The sequence below is a fragment of the Parasphingopyxis lamellibrachiae genome (assembly GCF_003385775.1).
GTDB lineage: Bacteria > Pseudomonadota > Alphaproteobacteria > Sphingomonadales > Sphingomonadaceae > Parasphingopyxis > Parasphingopyxis lamellibrachiae.
Map to the genome: position 1 here is coordinate 1 of NZ_QRDP01000007.1, position 11,002 is coordinate 11,002.

Annotated in this window: 12 protein-coding genes; 5 read left to right on the forward strand and 7 right to left on the reverse strand. The window is 61.0% G+C overall.

The genetic code is table 11. From position 1 onward, the window contains the following. Both DFR46_RS14500 and DFR46_RS14505 read right to left on the reverse strand, forming a co-directional pair. Positions 1-365: DUF2924 domain-containing protein (locus DFR46_RS14500; RefSeq protein WP_147297707.1), on the reverse strand; the 365-nt coding region annotated here is incomplete at its 3' end. Continuing rightward, the gene (locus DFR46_RS14505) at positions 353-592 is read right to left on the reverse strand and encodes a DUF3489 domain-containing protein (protein WP_162843500.1); all 240 of its coding nucleotides are present in this window, start codon (positions 590-592) and stop codon (positions 353-355) included. The genes DFR46_RS14505 and DFR46_RS14500, both read right to left, overlap by 13 nt. Positions 593-1,000: 408 nt before the next feature. Between DFR46_RS14505 and DFR46_RS14510 the strand changes: the two genes are divergently transcribed. The 3 genes from DFR46_RS14510 (at position 1,001) to DFR46_RS14520 (ending at position 3,709) form a co-directional block, all read left to right on the forward strand. Further along, complete coding sequence (locus DFR46_RS14510) at positions 1,001-1,717, forward strand: phosphoribosyltransferase family protein (protein WP_116237422.1); 717 nt, start codon at positions 1,001-1,003, stop codon at positions 1,715-1,717. Between the two features lie 283 nt (positions 1,718-2,000). Next, entirely contained in the window at positions 2,001-2,633 is a 633-nt protein-coding gene (locus DFR46_RS14515; RefSeq protein WP_162843501.1) for a hypothetical protein, read from the forward strand. Then, positions 2,633-3,709, forward strand: coding sequence for a helix-turn-helix domain-containing protein (locus DFR46_RS14520; protein ID WP_245953912.1), 1,077 nt, complete (start codon positions 2,633-2,635; stop codon positions 3,707-3,709). The genes DFR46_RS14515 and DFR46_RS14520 overlap by 1 nt, the downstream gene beginning before the upstream one ends. A 57-nt stretch (positions 3,710-3,766) precedes the next feature. Here DFR46_RS14520 and DFR46_RS14525 read toward each other — a convergent pair whose 3' ends face one another. The 3 genes from DFR46_RS14525 to DFR46_RS14535 are packed head-to-tail and all read right to left on the reverse strand — an operon-like array spanning position 3,767 to position 6,608. After that, entirely contained in the window at positions 3,767-4,099 is a 333-nt protein-coding gene (locus DFR46_RS14525; protein ID WP_116237424.1) for a ubiquitination-like system serine protease family protein, read from the reverse strand. Beyond that, positions 4,096-5,499 carry a ThiF family adenylyltransferase gene (locus tag DFR46_RS14530; protein ID WP_116237425.1) on the reverse strand — a complete coding sequence of 468 codons (1,404 nt, stop codon included), beginning with the start codon at positions 5,497-5,499 and terminating at the stop codon, positions 4,096-4,098. The genes DFR46_RS14525 and DFR46_RS14530 overlap by 4 nt, the downstream gene beginning before the upstream one ends. After that, on the reverse strand, positions 5,496-6,608 hold the full coding sequence (locus tag DFR46_RS14535) for a multiubiquitin domain-containing protein (RefSeq protein ID WP_116237426.1): 1,113 nt from the start codon (positions 6,606-6,608) through the stop codon (positions 5,496-5,498). The genes DFR46_RS14530 and DFR46_RS14535 overlap by 4 nt, the downstream gene beginning before the upstream one ends. Before the next feature lie 165 nt (positions 6,609-6,773). Between DFR46_RS14535 and DFR46_RS14540 the strand changes: the two genes are divergently transcribed. Both DFR46_RS14540 and DFR46_RS14545 read left to right on the forward strand, forming a co-directional pair. Beyond that, positions 6,774-7,157 carry a helix-turn-helix domain-containing protein gene (locus DFR46_RS14540; protein WP_116237427.1) on the forward strand — a complete coding sequence of 128 codons (384 nt, stop codon included), beginning with the start codon at positions 6,774-6,776 and terminating at the stop codon, positions 7,155-7,157. Then, on the forward strand, positions 7,154-8,071 hold the full coding sequence (locus DFR46_RS14545; protein ID WP_116237428.1) for an ImmA/IrrE family metallo-endopeptidase: 918 nt from the start codon (positions 7,154-7,156) through the stop codon (positions 8,069-8,071). Before DFR46_RS14540 ends, DFR46_RS14545 begins: the two co-directional genes overlap by 4 nt. A 439-nt stretch (positions 8,072-8,510) precedes the next feature. Here DFR46_RS14545 and DFR46_RS14550 read toward each other — a convergent pair whose 3' ends face one another. Together DFR46_RS14550 and terL are read right to left on the reverse strand one after the other, a co-directional pair. Beyond that, entirely contained in the window at positions 8,511-9,962 is a 1,452-nt protein-coding gene (locus DFR46_RS14550; RefSeq protein ID WP_116237430.1) for a phospholipase effector Tle1 domain-containing protein, read from the reverse strand. Between the two features lie 470 nt (positions 9,963-10,432). Continuing rightward, positions 10,433-11,002, reverse strand: a 570-nt coding sequence (gene terL, locus DFR46_RS14555; protein WP_162843502.1) for a phage terminase large subunit, incomplete at its 5' end; no start/stop codon positions are given.

An 11,002-nucleotide genomic window follows, 5' to 3' on the forward strand; every position in this document is an offset into this window, starting at 1 on the left:
GCCCGGGCGATCTGGCTGAGGCTCGTGTAGTGCCTACCGTCATGTTCGAACCCATCATCGAGAACGAGAACATGATAGGTCTTGCTCTGCCATTCTCGGACGAGCCGCGTCCCAGGCTTGATCGCGAGGTCTCGGGGCGAGGACACCGAGCCAGTCCTTTCCAGTCGCCGCTGCGCCGTCTCAATCGCTCGAACCGTTGATCTCGGTAATTCGCCATGCACGCGCGCCTGTATCCGCCATGCGATGCCGCGTCGCAGCAGATCGGGACCAATGTCTGGCGCGGGCTTGCGATACTGTTCGCGCCATGCTGCTCGCAGCGCGGCGGGCGACATTGCAGCTAGGTCGGCGATGTTCAGGCGGGGCATTGTTCCGCCTCGACTGTGATCCGATAGGCGGTCTTGCCGTCGGGGCGCACTTCCTTGGTCAGTGTCGCACCAGTCTTGCGGATGCCGCTCAGGAAGGCCCGGCAGCTATGCGGCTTCCAGCCGGTCGCCTTCCCTATCTCGGCGAGCGTCGCGCCGTTCTTACGGCGCAGCATGCGTGCAACGGTTGCGGCCTTGGTTTTGCTGGTGGGTTTGGTTGATGTCTTCATGTTAAGTCTCCGGCGCAAGCCGGACCATCCGGCCTTGCACTGACCCAAGCCGCCGACCTCCCCGGGCCAAGCGGCAACCATATGCCAAACAGCAATGCTCACCCCACGCAAGTAGTCCAGTTAGAATGTCGGCTTTGCGCCCTAAGCCCGGTCGTTCACGTAGCCAGCCGCAAGGCCTGAAAGCAGACATTCGTTCAGGTCAGGGCGTCGGACAAGATTGGTGGAAAGCTGCCCGCCCGCTTTTAAGCGTCGATCAACTGTAAATAGCCATTCGTTCAGGTGGCAAGGCAGGGAGCTTTGGCCGATCGCTGCTGAGAGCAATCGCCTGTCAGCTTCAATCGGTATTGGCCATTCATCATCGGATGGCCGCTATGGCCTTTGTCGGTCACGGCGTTGTAGACAGCCGCGATGGGAATTGATGTCAATACGGCGAAGGTCGTCACCTATAATCCGACGCATGAGCATCGTGTCGCGACCGATCCGACCCGGCCTTTTCCAACGGCCCGTTACGGCTCGCTGGAGGTCGTCAGCATCTTTCGCCGGCGCCGTGCGAAACATGACGACGACGACGGCAACCCGCTGATCTACGCGCTCAAGGACAAATTCGGCTACACGATCGCACTCGCCGATGTCCGGCAGTTGCTGATGGCCGGTCAACAGATACTGCCCCCTGCGCTGGCGACTCTGGCGTTCGATATCGTCGTGCCGCTCCCCTCACGCTCGCCTGTCGCGAGCATTGTCGCCAAGCGTGCCGCCCGGTCCGGCGGTCCTTGTCCGATCGTCGAATGCCTCGACAAGGCGACAGTCGCGCAGGTTCTGGCGCAGGCGCCTGCACCGGACCAGGTCAAGTCTCGGGATCGCGGTTTCTATACCTCGCAGCTGGCGAGGATGCAGGAGACACCCGGCTACGAGACCATCGAGATGAAGTCGGTGCCGCTCCGGGTCCGGCCCTATTTCACGCCGATCGCGGCGAACGCCCTTGCGCCCGCTTGCGCCGGTCGCCATGTGCTACTCATCGACGACATTGTCGGATCGGGGACTAGTCTGGTCGCGGCGCAAGCCGCGCTGCTTGCCGCCGGGGCGGCTGGCATCAGTGCGATGACACTACTGAGCCGCTTGAGCTGATTCATTGACTTTTAGGGCTCGAAGCCTATATCGAACCCTACACGGACCGCACGTACACCTTGCGGTCCTTAAATATGAGGCACTTCTCATAAGGAAGTGTAGGATCGGGCAGCGCCACCAGCGGCCAAGTCGTAAGGGCAAGTAGCTGGAGATCGGGTACCGACCGACGATTTCTAAGGGGCACCGGGCAACCGGTGCCCCATTTGCTTTGCGCCTTCGATTCGCGCTTGCATGTTAAGATATTTAGCCGCATATGAGGCATCGAAACTTAACATGAGGGAATTTGATGACCGTTGTCGCTGAAGATTCCGAGGTTATGCCCCGGCTGGAGCAGTTGGGCGCCACCAAGCCGCCGCTCCTCGACGTTATCCGCGCTGCGGTTGGCGGTAGGCGGAATGCCACGTCCTATCATCCCTTGAGCGCAGGGGGTCTCCAGTCTTGGATCGAAGGCACCGCGCATCTGCGCCGCGTCTTCCTGCCGCTCGGTTGGGAGATCTGCCGGCGCGACAATATCGAATCGGTCTATAACCCGAAGACCGGCATTAAGATCGTCTTCCAGAACGCCGATCGCGCGGGTGATCCGCTCTATGACCCCATCGCGACATCCCGGAAAGGCGCCGGCTCAGCGCGTGCGGTCGAGCTTGGGCAATTTGAGCTTTTTGCCGAGGACGAGGAACGGAAGGAAAAGGAAGTCGCCGAACTGACGGCGACGACCTGGATATTGTTCGTCCATGCTGATCGCGACGATGTATGCGCGGAGCTGTCGTGCCCGATCGCGATCAACGACGAGCAGTTCGATGGATTTCACGAGCGCATCCTGCTCGTGCAGAAGGGCGAGTGGGACGGTCCCGATCCGCTGGCGGACGACGATGAGCCGCCGGCCGAGTATGAGGTGAACGTCTCCCGAAAGGGTTGATGGCCGCAGTGTTCAATCCTCAACGACTGATTCTTGGCCGCAAGCGGCGCAAGCTGACCGCGCGTGCGCTGGCCGGTGCGGTGGGCGTGTCGCCCATCACGATCTCGCGCCTGGAAAATGGTGCGAACGAACCGGAGATCGAAACCGTCGAGGCGCTGGCGCAGGCGCTGTCGTTCCCGAAGGCATTCTTCTATGCCGAAGACGTCGACGAGCTGCCCGCCGAAGCGGCGAGCTTTCGCAGCCTGTCATCGATGACGGCAAAGGAGCGCGATGCCGCACTGTCCGCAGGCGTGATCGCCTATCTTTTCCACGACTGGGTCGCCGAGCGGTTCAACCTGCCGGAAAGCGAGGTGCCGAACGTGCGCGGTGATGCGACCCCTGAGTCTGCCGCGCAGATCGTGCGCGCGCAGTGGGGGCTTGGCCAGCTGCCGATCTCGAATATGATCAAGCTGCTCGAGTCCAAGGGCGTCAGGGTCTTTTCGCTTTGCGAGGACACTGCCAATGTCGATGCATTCTCCTGCTGGCGCGACGAGCAGCCGTTCGTGTTCCTCAACACGTTCAAGTCTGCCGAGCGCAGCCGCTTCGACGCGGCGCACGAACTGGGGCATCTCGTCATGCACAAGCATGGCGCGCCCCAGGACAGCCGCCAGGCGGAGAGCGAGGCCGACCGGTTCGCATCCGCACTGCTGATGCCTGCGGACGACGTAACCAGCCGGATCCGCTATATCTCGGGCCTCGACAGCCTCATCCCGGCGAAGAAGCGCTGGGGCGTATCGGTCGCAGCGCTCGCCTATCGGCTTCACAAGCTCGGGGTGGTCAGCGACTGGCAGAACCGCAGCTTGAACATCGAAATGTCGAGCCGCGGCTATCGCCGCCGCGAGCCAGAGGGATTGCCGGGGGAATCCTCAGCGCTGTGGCCGCAGATCTTCACGGCGCTGTGGCGCGAGCGGATCACGCGCGACCATATCGCCGCAGAGATTCATGTACCGACCAGCGAGCTCGACGGTATCCTGTTTCAGTTGACGGGCCGATCTTCGGAAGCCGGCGACGAGCCGGCGAGGATACACCTTGTCTGAGTGAAGTTGCCTTGGGGTTCAGCACGCGCCAGGATGATACGCCGGTCGCGCGACACCTTAGCCGCACCAGTCGACGCGGCCGCCGCGAACCCAGAAATGCGACCGGCAGCCGGCGCGCCGCCACACCGAGGGAGACAGGTTGGGACGGCCGCGCCGGTCGAATGTCAGCGACCAACGAGGCTCGGCCTCGGCGACCAGCATGAGCTCGATCGTATCACCGCATCCGCACGGGCAACGCATGCCGACACTCCAGTCCTCACCATCGTCGCGGGCGACGACGAGATCGCGGCTCGGCAGCCTGGCCGGCAGCGTATCGCCATCGGCCACCCGAAGCCGCCGCCATGGGCGCCAGCGCTCCTTGCTGTTGCGCCACCAGCGGTGTAGATTCATCTCGTGCCCCCGGTATTCGGCTTGGCAAGGGCGGGCAGGCCGAGCAGCGGCTCGCGCGCGCCGCGGGCGAACACGGGATTGCGCGCCCTGGCGAAGCTGTCCTCGCGGAAATGATCCTCGTCGCAGGCGGCCAGGCTGAACATCGTGCGGGCATAGCCACGATTTGGCTCCAGCCGAAACGGATAGGCGCGGGCTATGAACTCGGTCATGCATGCCGATGCAGCGCGCATGTTGAGCGTGATCACGGCCGGCGCCTCCTCGACGGCGCCCTTGATATAGCCGGCATCCAGCTCCTGGGTATGCGCGGCAGGCGCCGCACGGCGCAGATATTCGGCGCGCAAACTCTCGGGCGAATAGACCTGCCGGTCGCCTAGCGTGGCGCCGCCGGGCTGGACATAGTCGATCCGACCCACCGCATCGGCGATCGCGAGCCCGTTAAGGATCTTGCGTACCGGAATGACCACCCCAACGTCGAACAGCGGCAGAAGGAATGCCGCGGCGATCAGATCGGCGATATGGCGCGCCTCGAGGCTGTCGACGCAGCAGAACAGCACGTCGCCCTGCGCGGCGGCCAGCACCGCATCGCGGCTGTTGATCGACTCGGCGCAGGGGAGCGCCACGCCCGGCCCGCGATAGGCGGCAATCGCATCGGCGAAGGCGTCGACCTTGAGGCGCGCGGCCTGTGCGTCCCCGGTCGCCGTGTTGAGGATGCGGTTCAAGTTCTTGTGTTCGACCCGGTCGAAATCGATGAGCGTCACCCGGCCGAAACCGAGCCGCGCGGCCTGCTCGGCCTGGATCGATCCGGTCCCCGACACGCCGATCACGACGGCGTGCAGTCGGTCAAGCTCGGCGGTCATGGTGCCGGTGAACGCCACCGGCCCGACAAACGGCGCCGCGCAGAAGGCCGCGTCGCCCCACCAGAACGCAATATCGTCGCCCGCGCAAGTGACCAGATCGACCGGCGCGGCCACGAGGTCGGAGGCGTAGAGCCGTGCCCGCACCGCGCCGTCCGGCGTCATGATCGCCGATCCATGCTGTTCGCCATAGGCCTGGAACAGGGACGGGATTGTGACGCGGTCACTGGCGTCGTCGATCTCCGAAAAGGCGAACAGGCCGCCGGGATGGGAATGGAGCAGGACGATTGTGAGCGCTTCGCTCTCGCCGCGATCGATCGCCTCCTCGAGATAGGCGCCGGGCCAAGTGATCGCGTCCCGCTCGCGCCGCGCGCATTCGGCATGCGGCACTAGGAGGACGTCTTGCACGACGAGCTTGAAGCGCGGTCCCGGGGTGGTTGCGCACAGCAGGATGGCGGCCGCCTCGCGGCCGTCGCCGGGAAAGAGATGGTCGTGGAGCATGCAGTGCTGCACGCCGGCGAGCGAGAGCGTCGTGCCCGGGGTCATTCGCCAACCTCCTTGACCAACGCGGCTTCGACGAGCCCGAGCTGCGTCACGACATTGTCGGTGGCCGCGTCCCAGGGTGCCGACGGCCCGCGATAGCGCGACCAGCCGTGAAACTCGACGCCGAGCAGCGTTCCGCGCAGCTGCGTGCTTGGAATCTCGCGCCCCGACGCGAGCGCGAGCGGCGGATAAGCATAGAAGCCGTAGATCGCCGCACCAGGATAGGCGGGCGGGATCTCCAGTGCGAGGCGCACCTGGGTCTTGGTGTAGCCGGCAGGCACCCGGTAGCCATGAATCAGCAGCCACCGGCGGTCCGCCTCGACGATCGTCTCCCACCTCAGCCCTAGTCGATCAAGATAAACCGTATCGACATCAAGCAGCGCGAATTCGCGGTGAGGCGCCGGCGGCGCCTCACCATTGTCGACATTCTTCGGAGTCAGCCGGAGCTTTTCGATGCCCGGCGTATCAAGATCGAGCACGGTGTCGAGCTCGACCGGCTGCTTGGGCTGACCCACCACCTTGAAGAACATGTGCCACGGCTTGGTCGTGTCGAAGCCGGCCTGCTCCATCGCGTCGCGCACCGTGATGGTCGACGCGGCGACGTCGATCACGACGCCGTGGACATTTAGCTTCCACACCGCCTTGTGGGCGATGAAGGATTCGGTGCCCTCAGCGTCGAGATCGACGAGATCATGATCGTCGATGCGGCGGTCGGGTCGATCGACCTGTTCGAGATAGATCGCTAGGTTCGGAGGCACTGCGCCCAGCTTGCGGATCAGCCCGCCGGTCACCACCCGGCAGGGCCATTCGAACCGGTCGCCGCTCAGCTTGAAGAAATAGAGCCGATCGGAATCGACGATTACGAAGCGGCCGTCCTGGTGCCGCAGATCGACCGGATTGTCCGGTTCGACGAGGTCGAGCGACCCGTCGGCGGCGACCTGCAGCACCACGGCATCGTCGGGGGGCTTGAAGCCTGCCGCGCGCGCCATCTGCAAGCCGGTAAGCGTGAGGTCGTCGATCTGGACGGTACGGTAGGTCAGCGACGCATCGGCGACTTCGATGCTGTAACGGTCTTTGCCACGGCGGAGCGTGGCTTCTGCAATCTGGGACATTCGAACAACTCCATTGTGTGCCGGCGCCCTTGCCGGTTCCGCTAATATCGCTACGCATGCTAAATTTGTCAAGCACTAACTTAGCGGCGCTTGACGTTATTAGCGATCCGAACTAGGAGTCATGCGTCGGATTGCGAGTTCGGCGCACTCAAGCAAGGAGACCAGATGAGCGATGAGAAAACTGCCGATGCGAGGAGCACGGACGCACTGGGCCGATATCTCAAAAGTGTTCGGCTCGGCCTCGATCTGTCGCTCCGGAACGTCGAAGAGGCGACCGGGAAAGAAGTAAGCAATGCCTATTTGAGCCAGTTGGAAACTGGCAAGATCAACAAGCCTTCGCCCCATATTCTGTACGCTTTGTCGACCGCGCTCGGGGTGCCGTATGAGACTCTGATGGAACGCGCGGGATATATTGCTCCCTCGAAGGACCGTCCCGAGGGCGCCAAACACGGACGAGCCGCGACCTTCGCGATCGATAACCTTACTCAGGACGAGGAGCAGGCCTTGCTGGACCATCTCGCTTATGTCCGCTGGCACCGCAACAAATGACCCGGCGGCCTGACGACTGCAGCCTGACACCGGTGCAGTTGGCGAAAATCCGCAAGGAGGCGGAGCGCGCGCTGCGAGAAGCAGGCGCGCTCGGCGTGCTTCCCACGCCGATCCACGACATCCTTGCCGTCGCGAAAGTCGAAGAGGTTAAAGAGGATGTGCTCAACGAGGGCTTTCTTGCAAAAATGCGCCACAATGCGGGCGACGCCATCAAGCGTGCTCTGTCCAAGGTCATAGGGCTGTTCGATGCCGCGGCCGGGCTGATCTTTCTCGATCAGCTGCTGATGCCGGTGAAGAAGCGCTTCGTTACCCTCCACGAAGCCGGCCACGGCTTTCTTCCGTGGCAGCGCGCGATGTACAAGCTGGTTGAGGATTGCGACCAGGCCCTCGATCCGCAATCTGCCGACCTGTTCGACCGCGAAGCGAATGTGTTCGCATCCGAGGTCCTGTTTCAGAACGACGCGTTCCATCACATGGCCGCTGACGAGAAGTTCAGCATCTGGACTCCGATCAAGCTGGCCAAGAAATTCGATGCGTCGCTTTATTCGTCGATCCGACAATATGTCTCCAAGCACGACAAATGCTGCGTTGTCCTCGTGCTGAACCCGCCCGAATTGATCGAAGGCGACGGATTTCGATGCACGCTTCGCCGGGTCATCGCGTCGAACAGCTTTCTTGCCGCGTTCGGCGAGCACCCCTGGTCCGCCGTTTACACGCCCGACGATGAACTCGGGCGCTTCATCCCGGTGGCGGGGCGCAAGTCATCGGGCAAGCGCCAGACCGCGCTGGTCGATCGCAATGGGGATCGGCACGATTGCGTCGCCGAATCCTTCACGCAGACGCATCAGGTGTTCATCCTCATTCATGCGGTAAAAACGCTTGGCCCGCCGCCCTTCCTGCTTCGCACGGCTTGATTGCCACAAAGTATTAGCGCTCCATTGGCATCCAAACGCAGTCGGGGGCGGAACTGGTCTTTCGCAATTGGTAATGGCACTTCGCGCGGGTAGCCCCGCGCGACCGCGTCCCATTTTTCGCCCGGCTGCGCCGGTCGTCACCGAGCCCATTGTTGGATCTCGGCCCGTCCGGGTGACGGCCGGCCAAGTTGACGGCGGCCGTTGGCCGACCTGAACGAATGAGCGAAGTCGGGGAGCCGACATGTGGCCCTTAGCGTTCGCATCTGAACGGTTGATCGCTTGAGCTGTATCGTAGCCCAATAGCCGCCGATCGGTACGTTAGAATTTAGTACACCCGGAACTGGACTTTCCATATCTTCATTCGCCGCGTTCCCAGAAAAGATCGGCAGCGGAATGCAAAGTCTTGGCGTAATTTGAAGTGCCAGCCATTGCAGTCGATTCATGTATTGTCATGGCCATTTGCCGCGCTGGCGTAAAACTTTTCAGCCTGCGGATGCTTTGCCAATTGCGTCGGGCGATAGGGTTTCATCTCTCCGCTCTGCGGCACGGCGCTGGCTTCGAGGCGTTCAACGACCGACGAATGAAACCTGAACAGGCTTTCGACTTCGCGCGGTCCCTTTTTCCAACGCAACTTGAAAACTCCCTTATTGATCAGATAGTTCTCCGAATGTTGCAGTCCCAGCGGATCAGGTGAGCGAATCAGGATATCTTCGCGCACCTGTACGTCCGAAAAACATTTCGCGAGTTCCTTCATCATCCAGTCGAGCGCAATGTCGCTGAGCCGTGATTCCGGTTCCGGATAGCTGCCACCTACATCACTGTGACAGCCTGCAAACCAGACCTGATTGAGCCACACCGGATCCTTGTTCTTGTTTTTCTCCACCTCCTCTCGACTTGCCCATTTCACTCTCGGAAAATCCGCCCGATCTTCGTTGATCGAGAGCGCGTGGCGCGCATGGCCGACGTCGCTATCGAGCCATTGGTCGTAATATTTTTTATTCCAGACCGCGCGGTGGCCATTTTTCCAGATCGCGTACCAATCGCGGGGATCGGAGAAGCTTAACGGTTTCTCGGGATGAGGAGAGAAATACTTCCATTGGATTTTGAACAGTTTGGCGTACCAATAGGCCGCCAATGCCAGCAACCCGCCGAGCGGGGCGGTGACCCAGAGTGTCCAGGAAAAGCAGATGGCCGCTGTCAGTAACGTCAGCAGGGCTAAAAAACTGATCCGCGTCATCCAAGTTACTTTACCACTGCCGAGTGCAGCGACTGTGTCAAACACACCGATAAAGTCCGGCTGCACATTTCCTTGAACATCGGGTTTGCCGCCAGTTGGAGCGCTCTTATATTTGGCGCGAAAACGTTTACCTTTTTCTTCGCGTTGCGCTGCATAGGTTTCATGGCCACGCGGATAACCAGCCCCGTGATTGTAGACATATCTCACTGCGTCTTCGGCGATCTTGCGAAGCTTTGGTCCCGCGCTCGGAACCAGGCTGCCATCGGGCATTTCGGTCGGCACGCCACACAAGTTCATGACATTCGCCACCGCCCGAACAGTATAGGCGCCTCGGGAAAACCCGAAGAGGAATATCCTGTCGCCCGGCTGATAGTAAGAGATGATCTTTTCGTAGCAATCGACCACATTGTCGTCGATACCGGTGCCCACGGCGGCTTCCAGTGCCTTTCTCACCCGCTTGAAGGTCAACCCGCCGACTTCTCCTACGCCCAAGCCTGGATCATAAAATGCGACCTGTTCGGAAGGCCTGATCGGTGAATCCGGACCCGGGCGCATAGCCCGGTACATCTTGTAGATATTGGAAAGACGCTGGTCGGGTTTGAGACCGCCGATCTGCCCCGTGCCGTCGGAGAATATCATTATGTTCTTGGCCATAGCGCACCGCCGCATGTTCGATTTATGTTCCGCAGCATTATCACTGTTTGACCGGCGAGTGAAATGTTCCGAGCAGTTTCTCGTTATCGGCCAAATTCCAGTGACTGATTTCCGAGAGCAACGCCTGGCGTTGACGTGGTGACTGCCTGAGGTGGCAGTCCTCTCCAATGTCTGCATTTCCGATATCTACGCCTGAAATCTGACGGGCAGAACACGGCCCAAAAAGTGACGGTTAAGACTGAAGCAGCAACCCTTTCCCGCCGACAACTTAAATTGACTGGCTTGGTCCACGATCGACGACCACTATCGCGAACCAGACAAGGAGATCGTCATGCCTGTAAAGAAATGGCAAGCCCCTCCCCCATTTAGCGGCGGCTCAGTGGTGACATTCGGAAAGAAACCGCCAAAACCCCGAACCCAACAGGCGCAGAATTCGGAATCGGCACAGAAACGCTAGTCCCGCACCCGGCTCAATACACGCCTCCTCCGCTCCATTCGCCATCAATACAATATCTCGGCCCCGCTATCGAATAACGCCGTCCGGACAGTTTGCCCTTCCAACCCAACAGCTGCGCGAGTGCATCGACCTGATCATCATGTTTCGTACCCGGGAATCCCAGAATCTCATGCTCAAAGGCTGCCAACCAGGGAGCATCAACCGGCAACAATAGCTGACCCGCTTCAATCTGATGCGACTGCGCAGACATGCGCGTGAGCTTGTCACCGTCGGGCTTGATACGAATAGGGCGCGGCACGCCCTGGGGTTGATCGTGCCGCAGCTGCTGGAGGAGATGGGTGCCGCTGGCGGCATCCTCGATCAGAAGCACTCGCGCCTTATGGTGCCGAGCCAGACCGATCACTTTGCTTCTGAGTTTTGGGAAGGAGAGCTTCGCCCGAGAAACGTCAAGAATGTATAGATCATTCTTGTGCTTCAGGGCGGTAATTCCAACAGACCAGTCGTTTAGAGCGCCTTCCTTAGACGCGGTGTCCCATGACTGGATGATCTTGTCTCCGGGCTCAGATTTCGGCGGCGCCGTATA

Bases quoted from the DNA above. Each gene is read 5' to 3' on its own strand.
- DFR46_RS14505 (WP_162843500.1), bottom strand. From the start codon at position 592: ATGAAGACATCAACCAAACCCACCAGCAAAACCAAGGCCGCAACCGTT.
- DFR46_RS14510 (WP_116237422.1), top strand. From the start codon at position 1,001: ATGGGAATTGATGTCAATACGGCGAAGGTCGTCACCTATAATCCGACG.
- DFR46_RS14520 (WP_245953912.1), top strand. From the start codon at position 2,633: ATGGCCGCAGTGTTCAATCCTCAACGACTGATTCTTGGCCGCAAGCGG.
- DFR46_RS14525 (WP_116237424.1), bottom strand. From the start codon at position 4,099: ATGAATCTACACCGCTGGTGGCGCAACAGCAAGGAGCGCTGGCGCCCA.
- DFR46_RS14530 (WP_116237425.1), bottom strand. From the start codon at position 5,499: ATGACCCCGGGCACGACGCTCTCGCTCGCCGGCGTGCAGCACTGCATG.
- DFR46_RS14535 (WP_116237426.1), bottom strand. From the start codon at position 6,608: ATGTCCCAGATTGCAGAAGCCACGCTCCGCCGTGGCAAAGACCGTTAC.
- DFR46_RS14540 (WP_116237427.1), top strand. From the start codon at position 6,774: ATGAGCGATGAGAAAACTGCCGATGCGAGGAGCACGGACGCACTGGGC.
- DFR46_RS14545 (WP_116237428.1), top strand. From the start codon at position 7,154: ATGACCCGGCGGCCTGACGACTGCAGCCTGACACCGGTGCAGTTGGCG.
- DFR46_RS14550 (WP_116237430.1), bottom strand. From the start codon at position 9,962: ATGGCCAAGAACATAATGATATTCTCCGACGGCACGGGGCAGATCGGC.